The sequence below is a fragment of the Klebsiella pasteurii genome, assembly GCF_018139045.1.
Lineage (GTDB): Bacteria > Pseudomonadota > Gammaproteobacteria > Enterobacterales > Enterobacteriaceae > Klebsiella > Klebsiella grimontii.
On record NZ_CP073236.1, the window covers coordinates 4,340,313 to 4,357,457 of the forward strand.

A 17,145-nucleotide genomic window follows, 5' to 3' on the forward strand; every position below is an offset into this window, starting at 1 on the left:
TGACTACGCCTGTTCACCCGGTCACTTAGTTTACTAAGCTTCCGGGGATTCTCAGGCTTGTCGCCTTCCTGCAACACGAAGGATTTAGGAGATTCTTTTATTAAGGAATTCAAATGCAAGCGGCAACTGTAGTCATTAACCGCCGCGCTCTGCGACACAACCTGCAACGTCTGCGTGAACTGGCGCCCGCCAGCAAACTAGTTGCGGTGGTGAAAGCGAACGCCTACGGACACGGTCTTCTTGAGACCGCGCGAACGCTCCCTGACGCCGATGCTTTTGGCGTCGCCCGTCTTGAAGAAGCTCTGCGCCTGCGCGCGGGCGGTATCGGCCAGCCGATTCTGCTGCTGGAGGGGTTCTTTGAGGCTGCCGACCTGGCGGTGATTTCCGCCCAGCGCCTGCACACGGCGGTACACAGCCCGGAACAGCTGGCGGCGCTGGAGGAAGCGGATTTACCCGAGCCGGTCACCGTATGGATGAAGCTGGATACCGGAATGCATCGATTAGGCGTTCTGCCTGAGCAGGCCGAAGCGTTTTATCAGCGTCTTAGCCAGTGTAAAAACGTCCGCCAGCCGGTCAACGTGGTCAGCCATTTTGCCCGTGCGGATGAGCCTGAGTGCGGCGCGACCGAACGTCAGCTGGATATCTTTACCACCTTCACGGAAGGGAAACCGGGACTGCGCTCTATCGCCGCATCCGGCGGTATATTGCTGTGGCCCCAGTCGCATTTCGACTGGGCGCGTCCGGGGATCATTCTCTACGGCGTGTCGCCGCTCGACGGTAGCTCTACCGGCGCGGACTTTGGCTGCCAGCCGGTGATGTCTCTGACCTCGAGCCTGATTGCGGTCCGCGAGCATAAAGCCGGGGAGCCGGTGGGCTACGGCGGAACCTGGATCAGCGAGCGTGATACGCGTTTAGGGGTGGTGGCGATGGGCTACGGTGACGGCTATCCGCGCGCTGCGCCGTCCGGGACCCCGGTGCTGGTCAACGGCCGCGAAGTGCCGATTGTGGGTCGCGTGGCGATGGATATGATTTGCGTCGATCTCGGGCCCGAAGCGCAGGATAAATCGGGCGACCCGGTGGTGCTGTGGGGCGAAGGCCTGCCCGTCGAGCGTATTGCCGAAATCACAAAAGTAAGTGCTTACGAACTTATTACCCGCCTGACTTCACGGGTATCAATGAAGTACGTGGATTGATTTCAGCCAGCGCTCTTTCCCCCGGTGGCGGCTGACGGCTTACCGGGGGGCTACGTATTCGCTACCGGCTGCGGGTCGGTAGCCAGGATAAGGCGTTTTAAGCCGCCATCCGGGATGGCTGGCAAACCCAGCCATCCGCCAACATCCTCTCGACCTTCTTTCACATCCGGTTTATTGTGTTATGACGAGCCCATGTAAACCTGGAGAAACATCCCGTGTTTCAGAAAGTTGACGCCTACGCTGGCGACCCCATTCTCTCCCTGATGGAGCGTTTCAAAGACGATCCGCGTAGTGACAAAGTAAATCTCAGCATCGGTCTTTATTACAACGAAGACGGCATTATTCCGCAGCTGCAGTCGGTTGCCGCAGCTGAGGCGCGCCTCAATGCCCAGCCGCATGGCGCCTCAGTCTATTTACCGATGGAAGGGCTGAACACCTATCGTCACGCTATCGCGCCGCTGCTGTTCGGTGCCGATCATCAGGTGCTGGCGCAAAATCGCGTGGCCTCCATTCAAACGCTGGGCGGTTCCGGCGCCCTGAAGGTGGGCGCTGATTTTCTGAAACGCTACTTCCCGGAGTCGCGTGTTTGGGTGAGCGACCCGACATGGGAAAACCACATCGCAATATTTGAAGGGGCAGGATTCGAAGTAAGTACTTACCCTTGGTTTGATGAGAAGACCAATGGCGTACGTTTCGCGGCGTTCCTGGAAAAACTCAATTCGCTAGCGGAGCGAGATATTGTGCTGCTGCATCCGTGCTGCCATAACCCAACGGGAGCCGATCTCAGCAACGCCCAGTGGGATCGGGTGGTTGAGGTACTGAAAGCGCGTAATTTGATTCCTTTCCTCGATATCGCCTATCAGGGCTTTGGCGCAGGAATGGAAGAGGATGCTTACGCAATCCGCGCCATTGCGAACGCCGGCATGCCAATGCTGGTCAGCAACTCGTTCTCAAAAATCTTCTCCCTGTACGGTGAGCGCGTTGGCGGGCTGTCAATCGTCTGTGAGGACGCTGAAACCGCGATTCGCGTGCTGGGGCAATTAAAAGCGACCGTACGTCGCAACTACTCCAGCCCACCGAACTTTGGCGCGCAGGTGGTTGCGGCGGTACTGAGCGACAGCGAGCTGAAAGCCTCATGGTTGGCGGAAGTGGAAGGGATGCGTACCCGTATTCTGGCCATGCGTCAGGAGCTGGTTAATGTGCTTAAAGATACGGTGCCGGGCGGTAATTTTGACTATCTTCTGAAGCAGCGCGGAATGTTTAGCTATACCGGGTTCAGCCCGGCCCAGGTCGACCGCCTGCGCGATGAGTTTGGCGTCTACCTGATTGCCAGCGGACGCATGTGCGTCGCGGGACTGAATTCACGCAACGTTCAGCGCGTGGCCCAGGCCTTTGCCGCGGTGATATAAATCCTTACAGACCGCTTTTGCCCTCGCCAACATTTTGGTGAGGGTCATTCCCTTCCTGAAGTGTGATCATTCTCTTTTTATATGACATCTGAGCAGAAAAACCTTCCTATCCGCCTCAGCGGGGGGTAAGGTCTGGGTGCATTAATAAGCGTACACATTATTGAAAACTATAACGATTCGATTATTTAGGGAAAAATATGCGCAAGATCACCCTGGCCTTTGGGGCCATCTGCTTACTGTTCACGCTAAATAGCTCCGTCGTTGCTCGCGCCTCCACGCCGCAGCCGCTGTGGACGGGCACCAATATGGCGAAACTCGCCGAACAGGCGCCGATCCATTGGGTTTCCGTGGCTCAGATTGAAAATAGCCTGCTGGGACGCCAGCCGATGGCCGTCGGCTTTGATATTGATGATACCGTCCTGTTCTCCAGTCCGGGCTTCTGGCGCGGGCAGAAAACCTATTCCCCCGGCAGCGATGATTACCTGAAAAATCCGGAGTTCTGGGAAAAAATGAACAACGGCTGGGATGAATTCAGCATGCCGAAAGAGGTGGCGCGCCAGCTGATTGCGATGCACGTGAAGCGCGGCGATAGCATCTATTTTGTTACCGGACGCAGCCAGACCAAAACCGAAACGGTATCAAAAACTCTGCAGGACGATTTTCTCATCCCGGCAGCGAACATGAACCCGGTTATTTTTGCCGGCGATAAGCCTGGTCAGAACACCAAAACGCAGTGGCTGCAGGAGAAGGGCATTAAAGTCTTCTACGGCGATTCAGATAACGATATTTCTGCCGCCCGTGAGGTTGGTGCCCGCGGTATCCGCATCCTGCGGGCATCCAACTCTTCCTATAAGCCGCTGCCCATGGCAGGCGCTCAGGGTGAAGAGGTGATTGTGAATTCAGAATATTAAGCTGACGACGGCTTAATTATGAATTGCTAAAACGGCAGCCAGCGCGCTGCCATTTTTTTGTGCAAAATAGCGTGCCAAAGGTTTTACCTTTTCGCTTATTGCTGCACACTTAGGAAGGTTCATTAGTAGAAGGAGTCGCCTATGTGGCATCAGCAAACCCTGACGTTAGGCCCAAAATCACGGGGCTTCCATCTGGTCACTGATGAAATTCTCGGTCAAATCCGCGAACTATCGCGGGTGAAAACGGGCCTGCTGCATATACTGCTCCAGCATACATCTGCTTCCCTGACGCTTAATGAAAACTGCGATCCGACCGTCCGTTACGATATGGAGCAGCATTTTCTTACTGCCGTACCGGATAACGCGCCGTATGAACACGATTATGAAGGTCCTGATGATATGCCCTCGCACATTAAGTCGTCGATGCTGGGCGTATCGCTGATGCTGCCCGTCCGGGATGGGCGCGTCAGGCTAGGGACCTGGCAGGGGATCTGGCTCGGGGAGCATCGTATTCATGGCGGATCGCGCCATATCATCGCGACGCTGATGGGGGAATAAAAATGACAATTTCGGATTTATTGCAGTACTGCATGGCCAAGCCGGGCGCGGAACAAAGCGTACATAGCGACTGGAAAGCGACGCAAATCAAAGCGGCTGACGTACTGTTTGCGATGATAAAAGAGGTAGAGGACAACCGGCCTGCGGTATCGTTAAAAACCAGCCCCGAGCTTGCAGAGCTGCTGAGGCAGCAGCATCGCGATGTGCGACCCAGCAAACATCTTAATAAAGCCCACTGGAGCACGGTGTTTCTTGACGGCTCCCTGCCTGATTCACAAATTTACTATCTGGTGGATGCGTCATATCAGCAGGCGCTTGATTCTCTTACTGAAAACAAGCGTAAGCTGTTGTCATAAAGCGATATTCAACCCAGCAGCGCCAGTAGCGTCATATCAAGCAGACGAAGCAGCGTGGACTGAAGATGCCTCTGCATGGCGATATGCGCGTTGTTGGCGCGAATGCGGGCAATATCGCGCTGCCCTTGTAGAAGCAGAACCAGGTCGTCATGGGTTAACCAGCCGCGCGCTTTCTCCTGTAATGCCTGGAGCATAAGCGTTCCGGCGTCGCGAATGTCGCTGTCGTCATCATGAACGATCGCGTGCATAAGCTGTAACCACTCTGCCGCATTCACGCCGGAGTCGGTTAACTGGGTACTTAACTCTTCTATGGTGGACATGCTCACCTTCCTGAACGCCGCTGTTCGCCGCTGATGGCCTGCTGGTAAAGATTTTCCGTTTGTTGCGTCAGAATCCCGGCCTCGAAGGGCGTTAGCGCAGTATCCTGGCTGGCTACGTGCCGGTACAGCCGCTGATAATTTTTCTCCAGCACGAGCAGATTATTCTGCCGTAGCGCATCGCTATCGCTTAACGCCAGGCTAAATTGCTGACGAATCTGGCGATCCTCTTGCCTGAGTAATTGTCGGTTGACCGGCGCGGCGGCCGCATCGCTGATGAACTGCAGATGAAGCTGTTCCAGCATCAGCAGTTGCTGATGAGCCGTGCTGCTGTAGCCGTCTACCCAGCTGCAGGCGGCTATCAAAAACAACGCTGCGGCGAGGGCCAGGCGATAAACTCCGGGCTGTAAATACATGATCCATCCTGCAATTTATGGCTGTGGTGCTATCTGATGACAGATGCCGTCCGGCTGCAAATCACAAAATATCAGTGGGAAAAAATGAGAGGAAATGGTGCCTCTTCCCGGGACGGAAAGAGGCAGATGAGATTACTTCAACATGGGCTTGAGGAAGCGAGCCGTATAGGAGGCCTCGCACTCGGCGACCGTTTCCGGCGTACCGGAAACGAGGATCTCTCCGCCGCCGCTTCCGCCTTCCGGCCCAAGGTCAACGATCCAGTCAGCCGTCTTGATGACGTCCAGGTTGTGCTCAATCACCACAATGGTATTGCCCTGGTCGCGGAGCTGATGCAGAACTTCCAGCAACTGTTGAATATCGGCAAAGTGCAGGCCGGTAGTCGGTTCATCAAGGATATACAGCGTTTGCCCGGTACCGCGTTTGGACAGCTCGCGCGCCAGCTTGACGCGCTGGGCCTCGCCGCCGGAGAGGGTGGTCGCTGACTGACCCAGACGAATATAGGTCAGGCCGACGTCCATCAGCGTTTGCAGCTTACGCGCCAGCGCCGGTACCGCATCGAAGAACTCACGCGCTTCTTCGATGGTCATATCCAGCACTTCATGAATCGTTTTGCCTTTGTACTTAATCTCCAGCGTTTCGCGGTTATAGCGCTTGCCTTTGCACTGGTCGCACGGCACGTAGATATCCGGCAGGAAGTGCATCTCGACTTTGATCACGCCGTCGCCCTGACATGCTTCACAGCGACCGCCGCGCACGTTAAAACTGAAGCGGCCCGGCGTGTAACCGCGCGAACGTGATTCAGGTACGCCGGCAAACAGTTCACGGACTGGCGTAAAGACGCCGGTGTAGGTGGCCGGGTTAGAACGCGGCGTACGGCCGATGGGGCTCTGGTCGATATCAATGACTTTGTCGAAATGTTCCAGCCCCTGCACGTCGCGGTACGGCGCCGGCTCGGCGATGGTGGCGCCGTTGAGCTGACGCTGGGCAATCGGAAACAGCGTGTCGTTGATCAGCGTGGATTTACCCGATCCGGAAACGCCGGTAATGCAGGTGAAGAGGCCCACCGGCAGCGTCAGCGTCACGTCTTTCAGGTTGTTTCCGCGCGCGCCGGACAACTTCAGCACTTTCTCCGGATTGGCGGGCACGCGCTGTTTCGGTACTTCGATTTTACGCTTGCCGCTCATGAACTGGCCGGTCAGCGATTCCGGCACCGCCATAATATCTTCCAGCTTGCCTTCAGCCACGACCTGACCACCGTGTACCCCGGCACCCGGGCCGATATCGATAACGTGGTCGGCGGCGCGAATAGCGTCTTCATCGTGCTCAACGACGATCACGGTATTGCCGAGATTTCGCAGATGGATCAGGGTGCCCAGTAGGCGTTCGTTATCGCGCTGATGCAGGCCGATAGAGGGCTCATCCAGTACGTACATCACGCCCACCAGGCCCGCGCCGATCTGGCTGGCGAGGCGGATACGCTGCGCTTCGCCGCCTGAGAGGGTTTCCGCCGAACGGGAGAGCGTCAGGTAGTTCAGACCGACGTTAACGAGGAACTTCAGGCGATCGCCAATCTCTTTCAGGACTTTTTCAGCGATTTGCGCACGCTGGCCGGAGAGCTTCAGGTTGTTGAAGAAGTCCATCGCGTGGCCGATGCTCATGTCCGAGATGGTCGGCAGCGGGGTATTTTCCACGAAAACGTGCCGCGCTTCACGCTTCAGGCGGGTCCCTTCACAGCTGGTGCAGGGACGGTTGCTGATGAATTTCGCTAACTCTTCACGTACCGCGCTGGATTCCGTCTCTTTATAACGGCGCTCCATATTATGCAGCACACCTTCGAACGGATGGCGGCGCACCGAGGTGTCGCCGCGATCGTTCATATATTTGAATTCAATATTCTCTTTGCCTGAGCCATACAGGACCACTTTTTGTACGCTGCTATTCAGCGTGCCCCAGGGGGCTTCAACATCGAATTCATAGTGTTCCGCCAGCGACTTCAGCATCTGGAAGTAGTAAAAATTGCGCCGATCCCAGCCGCGAATCGCCCCGCCCGCCAGCGACAGCTCTGGGTTCTGAATGACGCGTTCCGGATCGAAATACTGCTGTACGCCGAGACCATCGCAGGTCGGGCAAGCGCCAGCCGGGTTGTTGAAGGAGAACAGGCGCGGTTCCAGTTCGCGCATGCTGTAGCCGCAAATCGGGCAGGCGAAGTTGGCGGAAAACAACAGCTCTTCGGCTTTCGGATCGTCCATATTGGCGACGATAGCGGTGCCGCCCGACAGCTCCAGCGCGGTTTCAAAAGACTCGGCCAGGCGCGTGCTGAGATCGTCGCGTACCTTAAAGCGGTCAATCACCACTTCAATAGTGTGTTTCTTCTGCAGTTCCAGCTTTGGCGGATCGGAGAGATCGCAGACCTCGCCGTCGATCCTCGCGCGGATGTAGCCCTGCCCGGCGAGATTTTCCAGGGTTTTGTTATGCTCGCCTTTGCGCTCTTTAATGATCGGCGCCAGCAGCATCAGGCGCTGTCCTTCTGGCTGGGAGAGCACGTTATCGACCATCTGGCTCACGGTTTGCGCCGCCAGCGGGACGTCGTGATCCGGGCAGCGCGGCTCGCCGACGCGCGCGTACAGCAGGCGCAGGTAGTCGTGAATTTCGGTAATGGTGCCTACCGTTGAACGGGGGTTGTGGGACGTTGATTTCTGTTCAATGGAAATCGCCGGCGACAGCCCTTCAATATGGTCGACGTCGGGCTTCTCCATCAGCGACAGGAACTGCCGCGCGTAGGCGGAGAGCGACTCAACGTAGCGACGCTGCCCTTCGGCATACAACGTGTCGAAAGCCAGTGAGGATTTGCCTGAACCCGAAAGCCCGGTGACGACAATGAGTTTGTCGCGCGGGATGACGAGGTTGATATTTTTGAGATTATGGGTGCGGGCGCCCCGAACTTCGATCTTATCCATTCACCTTTCCCGGTAGATACGCGGATTGCCTGGTTTGTTAGAAGGACAAACGGCAGAAACGGCTAATTATGACACAATTTAACCTGTTTGAATATACAGTATTGGAATGCATTTTCCGGTGGGATGTGTAAAAATGTCGCACCGCGAGAGTTATCTGGAACCTACTTCCCAGCTATCAACATAGCACCTGGAAATGGTACACTCGCGCGTTTACACTATTAAGAAACGCATTCAGGAGACACAAACATGGCCAGCAGAGGCGTAAACAAGGTGATTCTCGTCGGTAATCTGGGCCAGGACCCGGAAGTACGCTACATGCCGAGTGGTGGCGCAGTTGCCAACATTACGCTGGCTACTTCCGAATCCTGGCGTGATAAAGCGACCGGTGAGATGAAAGAGCAGACCGAATGGCACCGCGTTGTGCTGTTCGGCAAACTGGCGGAAGTGGCCGGCGAGTATCTGCGTAAAGGTTCTCAGGTCTACATTGAAGGCCAGTTGCGTACGCGTAAATGGACTGATCAATCCGGTCAGGAAAAATACACCACTGAAGTTGTGGTTAACGTTGGCGGCACGATGCAAATGCTCGGCGGTCGTCAGCAGGGCGCGGGCGCCCCGGCGGGCGGCGGTCAGCAGCAGGGCGGTTGGGGTCAGCCTCAGCAGCCGCAGGGCGGAAACCAGTTCAGCGGCGGTGCGCAGTCTCGTCCGCAGCAGCAGGCTCCGGCAGCCCCTTCCAATGAGCCGCCGATGGACTTTGACGACGATATCCCGTTCTAATCGCGATTAGACGTTGTGAAGTCAGTTCCGAAAAAGCCCCTGACCGGGGCTTTTTCTATTTTAAAACGCAGGTTATCAGCGCTATTTCACTGCGAAGCGGGCGTGGCCGCAGCGGCTGGTACGGCTGGCGTCGCTGTCGCGGGCGGCAAGGCCGGATTTTTGGCGGCAGCTGTCGCCAGCTGCTTGCGCGCCATTTCATCCACAATCAGCCGGTAAGCGATGTAATATTTATAGATATTGCTGACATAGCTTACGGTCTCGGAACCGATCTTCTCGGCGGCCAGATATTCCACGTTGCCAAACCAGATGTTTGGGTCAAAACCGCGCTTTTTGGTATCCGCCCGCAGTCGGGCGATGCGCGCGGGGCCCGCATTATAAGAAGCGAATGAGAACAGCGCCTTATCAAGCTGGGTCATCGGTTCATCGCCATAGTAGCGGTCTATCATCCAGCGCATATATTTCACCCCAGCATGAATATTGGGATCGAGCTGCTTAATATCGCCGACGTTCAGCTCCCTGCCGGTGCCCGGCATCACCTGCATAACGCCAATTGCGCCGACGTGGCTACGAACCGACTGATTTAGCCGCGACTCCTGATAGCCCTGCGCCGCCATCAGCAGCCAGTCAACGTCGTAGCGATCGCCATATTTGCGGAAGATCTCCACCATGGTCAGAAATTTACGCCGCTCTTTTTGTGCTGCCGCGTTTTTAACGTATCGGGCATCCTTCAGGTAGCGCAGCAGAATCGTATTACCCAGCTTGCTGCCCTGACGATTTTTGTTGATGAATTCATTAAGCAAGGCCAGCAGCTGCGAGCTGTTGTTGCGTACTGCCCAGCCGATATTGCCTTCGTTGCGCAGAATGATGTTTTGATGAACCTGAATTCTGGGGAAGACCTGCTTCCAGAACAGGGCCTTGTGGCGGTCGACGACGGTCAAGGGAATCAGGCCCGCGCTGAGCATCTCTATCAAATCTTCATCCTCCAGCGCTTCAGGCGCCGGTGTGATGGTGATAGGGGGCAAAGATTGCTGCGCAAAGCGCGCGTTGAGCGCGACCAGGCTCTCGTAATAGCTCGATGAGGTACGCACAAAGACCGTTTTACCGGAAAGCTGCTGCAGATTGTCCACTTTGGGGGAACCCGGGCCGGAAAGGAGCAGCTCCTGAACGTGAGAGTATATCGGCGCGGTAAAGGTCATCTCCTGCTGGCGAGCGGGGGTAATCGTCAGGTTGGCGGCGATAATATCCCCCTTACCAGCGTTAAGCGCGCTGATGAGCTGGTCGCGGGCAACCGGCACAAAGATGATACGGACCTTAAGATGACGATGTTTGAGCTTTTTCTCCTTCGCCAGGCTTTGGTTAAGGCTACGCTCAAACTCCATAAAAATATCGTGCGTGGCGCCGCGCTGAGTGCCTTTGTTAATAAAGAAAAAGGTTTTGCTGAAGGTGGTTAATACGCGAATAGTTCGCCGGTCGAGCATGCCGGGTAAATCTCCCTTCCATGGTTGTAGCATATCGTCAACGTTGACCTCCAGAGCCTCGCGTTCTTCTGGCTCTGACAGTTTGTTCTCAGTGGCGGCGTAAACGGAGGTGAAGCATAGCAGGGCGGCAAGGCATGCGAGCCCACCGACAAGGTATCGATAGAACGATGAAGTGTTCATGGTGCGGTGCTCCGCAGGGGGATTTTCTTATTTTAGTCAATTCCACGCCGTTAGCATGCCCGGCGATCGAGAATGTCGGTCGGTTAATCAGCTATTTTATTAATTAACAGGCTCAGTATTTATAGTGGAGTAATAAAGAAATAGATGTCAGTAATTATGGAGATAATATGATCAGATTATGTTTTTTTGGTGTGGATATATTTTAATTATTTAAAGTGCTAATAAGAAATAAGCGCAAATAATTATTTCATCTTTTTGTTTTTATTGGATTATTTAAATTTATTGGTGTGATGCATAGTTATCTACTTGATAATACATCTCATTTCTAATAACGTTGTGTGGCACAATACTCCTATTACTGCTGTTGGGCAAATGCTATCAAAGAATAGCACGGTGCGTTTATTTCTTCATTTTGCCAAAGTAAAAAATCTATTTTGGCCGATCATTATTTATTGCTGTTCCGCTATTTAAGCTGGAGGGCCCGGCTACGCCAAAAGCAGAGATACTGCGCTTGCATGAAAGTCATTGCCGTTGTTTATCTGGCTGATGAAGAAGACGCGCCCCGACAGCTAAAAAGAAAAACAGGGCATATTCCATGAAACACGATTCATACTACTCGCTGGCCGTGCTGATCCCGATGGTCATCTGGGGAGGGACGCTGCCGGTTCAGGCCGCTGATGGCAGCACGCCAGACGATATGAAGAAATCTGAAACGGCTGCGGGAAATGATGATGAAACGATGGTGGTTACCGCGGCGGCGCCACCTATAGCGCCAATGACTATTTTGCCAGCGTTGGCTGGAGCTATAACAACCTCGATCGCGGCTTCTTCCCGCGCGCGGGGAATAAAAGCAGCCTGACCGCCAAGGTTACCGTGCCCGGTTCGGATAACAGCTATTACAAAGTCACTTTCGATACCACCCAATATATACCGCTGACCGAGAGCAAAAGCTGGGTGTGGATGGAGCACCTGCGCGCGGGCTATGCCGATGGGCTAAACGGCAAATCGGTACCGTTTTATGATAATTTTTATGCCGGCGGATCGTCGTCGGTTCGCGGTTTTTCGTCGAATACGATTGGCCCAAAAGCGGCTTATTATCGTTGTAATGGCTCTGAAAGCAGCTACAGCGCCTGTCAGCTGGACTCATCATCCGATGCGGTTGGCGGTAACGCGATGGCGGTGCTGAACAGCGAGTTTATTGTGCCGACGCCGTTTGTGAATGACAAATACGCCGACAGCCTGCGGACGTCGCTATTCCTCGATGCCGGTACGGTATGGAGCACCTCCTGGCAAAATACCGGCCAGACGCTGGCGGCCGGGATCCCAGACTATGGCGATCCGTCGCATATCCGGATGTCCGCCGGGATTGCAGTGCAGTGGATGTCGCCGCCAGGCCCGCTGGTATTCTCCTGGGCCGAGCCGTTTAAAAAATACGATGGGGATAAAGCCGAGCAGTTTCAGTTTAATATCGGTAAAACCTGGTAATCCCCCAGGTGATTATTTTTCGAGTCGTTCAGTCTCTTTCTGCATAATGCAAAAATAACACTACAGGCTATCGATTCTGATGGCCTGTAATTTATTGTCAGTATGTTTTAATTTATGTATAGGCCTGCGCGCATTGTTTTTGGCTATTATGGCTAATCATTCATTATTAGATCGCCATATTCATGGTAAGCCTTATTGAGTATCAGTAATGTTGAGAATTGTCTAATATCAAATTATTCGGCGACAACCTTGCGGGTAGCAATGATGGATGCTATCAATATATAGAGTCATTTATCAGCAATGCCTGCAAGGATAAAAAATGAAATGGACTATTCATAATACGCTTGTGTGCCCGTATTCCGGCGTGGCTTTCTCTTCGATTTCCAGCCTGCGTTTTTTAAAATTTATTCTTTGGTATGAAGCTGACATTTTGTTGCTGCCGGGAGAGTCGATGAAGCTCTATTCGTCTGGCGTGTTAATTAACGAGCAGTATCACGCGATAAGGGTTTATAACGTTACGCGATACGACGAGACGCAATGGGATAAATTACGTGAGCGGCCCTCCTGTCCCTACCAGTCTACCGCCACGGCGGCGACGTCCTGTGCTTACCAGGCGCACTGCGCGATAAAGCGCTGCCCGAACGATTTTTCTCGCGGAGCGCCAGAGCAGGCTTCCGGACGGCGCGACGTCGGTCAGCGGATGCGCTAAAACCTGGCGGCTATGTTGCCATGGCTGCGGTTTATGCCGGTGATATATTTATGCTGTCGCAGAGGGGGAAATTGCTGCGCACCTGTCCAGGCCAGGGAGTGACTGCCCGGTCAGGTGCACCGGCGCCCGGCCAGGGCGGGCGGACATCAGGTCATCATCATCGGCCATTCCGGCGGGGTCTGACTCATGACTTCAATCATCACGTCCTTGATATTACCCCAGATTTTCGCCACGTCCAGCAGCGTGATACCTAACAGACCGGTGGCGAACCAGCAGGCCGCAGCCAGGCCCATACAGCTACAAATCACCGCTAAACCGGCATAATCGCTTTTACGTAGCTGAATGTTTAACGAGCTGGCCAGAAACATCAGCACTGCGCTCACGAGCGGCCAGCGCAAAAGTACGACACTGGTAGTAATGGAAGCCATCAACCTATCCTCAACGAAATTTGGCAGCCTTTGACAACCGGGTGAGACTGACGATGGTACGGTCTTCTGGTCATCTTCAGGCAAACAAGAATGTAATGAAACAACGTTTTTGTTTCATTAACTAATGTGAACTATATCACACTTGTTCTTTTATTGACCAGCCTAAAAAAGGTCTTTTATTGCGCCTTATAACCATTCTAATGATGTGGTTAATGGCGAGGGGGAGGATTGTTCTTTCAGCGTGAAGGCCGATTATAAGTGATTCCCGGCGACTTTTCTTTTTTATATAGGTTTATGTTCTACGGATTTTATTACTTATTCCGGCTAATTATACGGATAAACCGAATAACATAGTGGAGCTAATCTCATTCTGTTGAGAATGTTTCTCCAGACTTCTATAAGCCAGTATTATTCATAATTCATCGTCATGAGGTTTTTACGTCAAAGCATGTGTTGCTGAGATGCCCTAATTCATATCACAGTAAGCAGAGTCGTCGGGGCAGCTCACCTTGATTAAGGCGTATCGCATGGATAAGAAGCGGAAATGAATCATAGCGCGCCACGTAAGGCGTTGAGAATATTTGGCATCGTGTTAGTCATTCTGCTACCGGTGCTGCTGGCGTTGTGGTTTGCGCAGATACGCGCCAAAGCGGAAACCGGCGATCAGCTGCGGTTGTTTTCTCGGCTGGCGTTGCAAAAAACGGAGTTAGTGATTCATGAGGCCGACGAAGCGCGGGATAAAGCCCGTTTGTATCAGGGAGAGATATGTTCACCGCAACATCAGCAATATCTGCTCGGGATTGTTCGCGGTCTGCTCTATATCGACGATTTAATCTACGCCAACGGCACCCATTTTTTCTGCTCCACCTCGGTACGCCGCCCGACGGGGTGGCGGATTCCGGCCGCAACCTATACCAAAAAGCCGGATATCGCGATTTACTACTACCGCGAAACGCCTTTCTACCCAGACTACGCGATGAACTATATGCAGCGCGGTAACTATGTGGTGGTGGTGAATCCGCTTTCATATAGCGCGTTGATAACCAGCGACCGCAACCTCGCCTGGGGCGTTTTCGACACTAAAACCCGGCAGTTTTTTTCCGTCAGCAAGAATGCCGATCCCGCTGAGCTGCATCGTCTGATTCGTGCTGAAGAGGCTTTATTTCATCAGGATGGTCGCGTTTATACCATCGCTCATTCCAGCGTTCGCCCGATAGCCGTTATTATGTCGACCTCGCGCGTCAGCTATTTTCAGAATTTTTATAACCAAGTCACGTTGACGTTACCGCTGGGGCTGATTTGCAGCGTATTGCTTTTACTGGTGTGGTCGCGCACCCGGCAGCAGTACCACTCTCCGCGCAAGATGCTGCAGCGGGCGTTGAGCCGGCGCCAGCTGTGCCTGCACTATCAGCCGGTTATCGATATTAAAAATAACCGCTGCGTCGGCACCGAAGCATTATTGCGCTGGCCGGGCTTTGATGGCCCGGTGATGAGCCCGGCGGAGTTTATTCCACTGGCGGAAAACGAAGGGATGATCGCGCAGGTCACCGATTATGTGATAGAAGAGGTTTTTGCCGATCTTGGCGAGTTTCTGGCACGGCAGCCGCATCTGTACGTAGCGATTAACCTTTCCGCTTCCGATTTCCATTCCGCTCGCCTGATTGAGAACATCAACGAGAAGCTCCGCCGCTACGCGGTCAAGGCGGAACAAATTAAAATTGAAGTGACCGAACGCGGGTTTATCGACGTGGCGAAAACGACGCCGGTGATTCAGGCGTTCCGCGAGGCGGGATATGAAATCGCCATTGATGATTTCGGTACCGGGTACTCCAACCTGAACAACCTCCATGCGCTCAACGTCGATGTCCTCAAGATTGATAAATCTTTTGTCGACATGCTGACGAGCAACAGCACCAGCCACATGATTGCTGAGCATATTATCCAGATGGCGAACAGCCTGCGCTTAAAAATCGTGGCTGAAGGCGTCGAAACGGCAGGGCAGGTCGCATGGCTCCAAAAGCGCGGCGTGCAATACTGCCAGGGATGGCACTTTGCGAAAGCGATGCCACCGCAGGAGTTCATGCAGTGGCTGGCGAATGACCGCATCAGCCTCTGCCCTTATCAGCAGCCTTATCAGGCCGAAATTTGATGGCGATAGGCGGTAGGCGTACGGTCAAATTCGCGGCGGAACACCCGCGAGAAAGTCTGCTGCGACACGTAGCCGAGATCCATCGCGATATCAAAAATAGGACGCTGGGTGGTTCTTAGCGCTTCCGCGGCGAGCAGCAGGCGGCGCTGGCGAATGTAATCTCCCAGCGTTTGATGCATCACGGCGCGGAACATCCGCTGCAGATACCATTTCGAGTATCCCGATTTTCTGGCGACTATATCAATGTTAAGTGGTTGATCGATATGTTCATCAATCCATTCAATAAGCGTTTGGATAATATCCTGATGGGACATAAAGCGGCCTCTCTCAATTCTCGATTCGTCGTTTTGTCTGCGGGCGAGTATAATTCCTCAAGTTAACTTGAGGTAAAGCGCTTTATGGAAAAGAAATCACCCCGCATCAAAATGCTGCTGACGCCCGGCGAAGTGGCAAAACGAACCGGCGTGGCCGTCTCCGCGCTGCACTTTTATGAAAGCAAAGGGCTGATCCACAGCCAGCGCAACGCGGGTAATCAGCGGCGCTACCGGCGCGACGTCCTGCGCGCGGTGGCGATCATTAAGATTGCGCAACGTATTGGTATTCCGCTGGCAACCATCGGCGACGCGTTCGGCGTGCTGCCGGAAGGGCATAACCTCAGCGCCAAAGAGTGGAAGATGCTGTCGTCCCAGTGGCGGGAAGAGCTAGACCGACGCATCCATACCCTGACCGCGCTGCGCGATCAGCTCGATGGTTGCATTGGCTGCGGCTGTCTTTCGCGCCGCGATTGCCCGTTACGTAACCCCGGCGATAAGCTGGGTGAAGAGGGGACCGGCGCGCGATTGCTGGAAGATGACTAAAAAAACTAAAGCGCCACAACAGGGCGCTTTAGTTGTTTTCCGGTCTTGGTCTTTCGCACTATCCCGCTGGTACGCAGGAGGGTTTCCCCCGACGTCGGCTCACCTCAGTATTGCGCAATCTTTGATGGAGGTTCCGGTTTGCGCCGACACTTTAAGTGTGGCTCTTTTCTCTGAATTTGCCTCTTCCGTTTGCCGAAAAATTCCCGTCATTCGCCGCCTGTTCCTATAGTTAATTTGAACAAACAGCGGGAGAGGCCCATGTTAACGGTACATCATCTCAATCAGTCACGATCGCAGCGCGTATTATGGGCGCTGGAAGAGCTGCAGCTGCCTTATCAGGTTGTCTCTTATCAGCGGGGAAAGAATATGCTCGCCCCGGCGGAATTAAAAAGCGTTCATCCGCTGGGCAAATCACCAGTTGTAGAGGATAACAGCCATATTTTGGCGGAATCCGGCGCCATTCTGGAGTATTTACAGGAAACCTATGATAGCGCCCGGCGCTTAAAGCCTGAGTCGGTGGAAGATAAGCTGCAATATCGTTTTTGGCTGCACTACGCCGAGGGTTCGCTAATGCCCCTGCTGCTGATGAAGCTGGTATTTGCCAGCCTGGGTAAACCCCCAGTGCCGTTTGGCATGCGCACGCTGGGCAATGCGTTGGGCAAAGGGGTGCAAAAGGCGTGGCTTAACCGCCAGGTGGAAACCCATGCCCGTTTTATTGAGGCGCATCTTTCCCGCCAGCGCTGGTTTGCCGGCGCGGATTTAAGTATGGCCGATATTCAGATGAGCTTTCCGGCGATGGCGCTGCTGGCGCGCGGCGGCGTGGATGATTTACCGCATCTGACGCAGTGGGTTCAGCGCGTAGAGCAGCGTCCGGCCTGGCAGAAGGCGATTGCGCGCGGGGGACCATTTACCTTACCCGGCGAGTAAACTATTACTAAAGCCGATGACCAGCGAAAATTGCTATCAG

Annotated in this window: 17 protein-coding genes and 1 pseudogene; 12 read left to right on the forward strand and 6 right to left on the reverse strand. The window is 54.0% G+C overall.

Features of this window, described 5'->3' with window-relative positions; genetic code table 11:
* Positions 1-113: 113 nt before the first annotated feature.
* The 5 genes from alr to KCG39_RS20390 all read left to right on the forward strand — a co-directional run bounded on the left by alr (position 114) and on the right by KCG39_RS20390 (position 4,427).
* Positions 114-1,193, forward strand: a complete 1,080-nt coding sequence (gene alr, locus KCG39_RS20370; RefSeq protein ID WP_004127814.1) for an alanine racemase — start codon at positions 114-116, stop codon at positions 1,191-1,193.
* A 215-nt stretch (positions 1,194-1,408) separates the two neighbouring features.
* On the forward strand, positions 1,409-2,602 hold the full coding sequence (gene tyrB, locus KCG39_RS20375) for an aromatic amino acid transaminase (protein ID WP_004127815.1): 1,194 nt from the start codon (positions 1,409-1,411) through the stop codon (positions 2,600-2,602).
* A 197-nt stretch (positions 2,603-2,799) separates the two neighbouring features.
* On the forward strand, positions 2,800-3,513 hold the full coding sequence (aphA, locus tag KCG39_RS20380; protein WP_004127818.1) for an acid phosphatase AphA: 714 nt from the start codon (positions 2,800-2,802) through the stop codon (positions 3,511-3,513).
* Positions 3,514-3,654: 141 nt separating this feature from the next.
* The gene (locus tag KCG39_RS20385) at positions 3,655-4,071 is read left to right on the forward strand and encodes a secondary thiamine-phosphate synthase enzyme YjbQ (protein ID WP_004127820.1); all 417 of its coding nucleotides are present in this window, start codon (positions 3,655-3,657) and stop codon (positions 4,069-4,071) included.
* 2 nt (positions 4,072-4,073) lie between these two features.
* Positions 4,074-4,427 carry an MmcQ/YjbR family DNA-binding protein gene (locus KCG39_RS20390; protein ID WP_004127822.1) on the forward strand — a complete coding sequence of 118 codons (354 nt, stop codon included), beginning with the start codon at positions 4,074-4,076 and terminating at the stop codon, positions 4,425-4,427.
* 8 nt (positions 4,428-4,435) lie between these two features.
* On the opposite strand, the gene KCG39_RS20395 is transcribed toward KCG39_RS20390, so the two are convergent.
* The 3 genes from KCG39_RS20395 to uvrA all read right to left on the reverse strand — a co-directional run bounded on the left by KCG39_RS20395 (position 4,436) and on the right by uvrA (position 8,118).
* A complete protein-coding gene (locus tag KCG39_RS20395; protein ID WP_049115955.1) occupies positions 4,436-4,747 on the reverse strand; it encodes a hypothetical protein in 312 nt (103 codons plus the stop codon).
* A gap of 2 nt (positions 4,748-4,749) precedes the next feature.
* Complete coding sequence (locus tag KCG39_RS20400; RefSeq protein WP_004127825.1) at positions 4,750-5,160, reverse strand: hypothetical protein; 411 nt, start codon at positions 5,158-5,160, stop codon at positions 4,750-4,752.
* A 132-nt stretch (positions 5,161-5,292) separates the two neighbouring features.
* Entirely contained in the window at positions 5,293-8,118 is a 2,826-nt protein-coding gene (uvrA, locus tag KCG39_RS20405; protein ID WP_004097797.1) for an excinuclease ABC subunit UvrA, read from the reverse strand.
* 246 nt (positions 8,119-8,364) lie between these two features.
* On the opposite strand from uvrA, the gene ssb1 reads away from it, so the two are divergent.
* Positions 8,365-8,892 carry a single-stranded DNA-binding protein SSB1 gene (gene ssb1 / locus KCG39_RS20410; RefSeq protein WP_004097799.1) on the forward strand — a complete coding sequence of 176 codons (528 nt, stop codon included), beginning with the start codon at positions 8,365-8,367 and terminating at the stop codon, positions 8,890-8,892.
* Between the two features lie 86 nt (positions 8,893-8,978).
* Here the strand turns inward: ssb1 and KCG39_RS20415 are convergent, their stop codons facing one another.
* On the reverse strand, positions 8,979-10,550 hold the full coding sequence (locus tag KCG39_RS20415) for an MltF family protein (protein WP_142468479.1): 1,572 nt from the start codon (positions 10,548-10,550) through the stop codon (positions 8,979-8,981).
* Between the two features lie 595 nt (positions 10,551-11,145).
* Here KCG39_RS20415 and KCG39_RS20420 point away from each other — a divergent pair.
* The 3 genes and pseudogenes from KCG39_RS20420 to iraM all read left to right on the forward strand — a co-directional run bounded on the left by KCG39_RS20420 (position 11,146) and on the right by iraM (position 12,744).
* Positions 11,146-11,409: a hypothetical protein gene (locus KCG39_RS20420; protein WP_004127830.1), complete on the forward strand. Its 264-nt coding sequence runs from the start codon at positions 11,146-11,148 to the stop codon at positions 11,407-11,409.
* Positions 11,307-12,035, forward strand: a pseudogene (locus tag KCG39_RS20425) (BamA/TamA family outer membrane protein); the annotation flags it as partial. The gene KCG39_RS20420 and the pseudogene KCG39_RS20425, both read left to right, overlap by 103 nt.
* Positions 12,036-12,354: 319 nt before the next feature.
* Positions 12,355-12,744, forward strand: a complete 390-nt coding sequence (gene iraM, locus KCG39_RS20430) for an anti-adapter protein IraM (RefSeq protein WP_211811450.1) — start codon at positions 12,355-12,357, stop codon at positions 12,742-12,744.
* Positions 12,745-12,890: 146 nt separating this feature from the next.
* On the opposite strand, the gene KCG39_RS20435 is transcribed toward iraM, so the two are convergent.
* Positions 12,891-13,172, reverse strand: a complete 282-nt coding sequence (locus KCG39_RS20435; protein ID WP_004097808.1) for a YjcB family protein — start codon at positions 13,170-13,172, stop codon at positions 12,891-12,893.
* A 544-nt stretch (positions 13,173-13,716) separates the two neighbouring features.
* On the opposite strand from KCG39_RS20435, the gene KCG39_RS20440 reads away from it, so the two are divergent.
* On the forward strand, positions 13,717-15,321 hold the full coding sequence (locus KCG39_RS20440; protein ID WP_004127839.1) for an EAL domain-containing protein: 1,605 nt from the start codon (positions 13,717-13,719) through the stop codon (positions 15,319-15,321).
* Here KCG39_RS20440 and soxS read toward each other — a convergent pair.
* Entirely contained in the window at positions 15,306-15,635 is a 330-nt protein-coding gene (gene soxS / locus KCG39_RS20445; protein ID WP_004097813.1) for a superoxide response transcriptional regulator SoxS, read from the reverse strand. The genes KCG39_RS20440 and soxS overlap by 16 nt on opposite strands.
* A gap of 84 nt (positions 15,636-15,719) precedes the next feature.
* Between soxS and soxR the strand changes: the two genes are divergently transcribed.
* Together soxR and KCG39_RS20455 are read left to right on the forward strand one after the other, a co-directional pair.
* On the forward strand, positions 15,720-16,178 hold the full coding sequence (gene soxR / locus KCG39_RS20450; protein WP_004097815.1) for a redox-sensitive transcriptional activator SoxR: 459 nt from the start codon (positions 15,720-15,722) through the stop codon (positions 16,176-16,178).
* Positions 16,179-16,436: 258 nt separating this feature from the next.
* On the forward strand, positions 16,437-17,105 hold the full coding sequence (locus tag KCG39_RS20455; RefSeq protein ID WP_142468480.1) for a glutathione S-transferase family protein: 669 nt from the start codon (positions 16,437-16,439) through the stop codon (positions 17,103-17,105).
* Positions 17,106-17,145 lie beyond the last annotated feature (40 nt).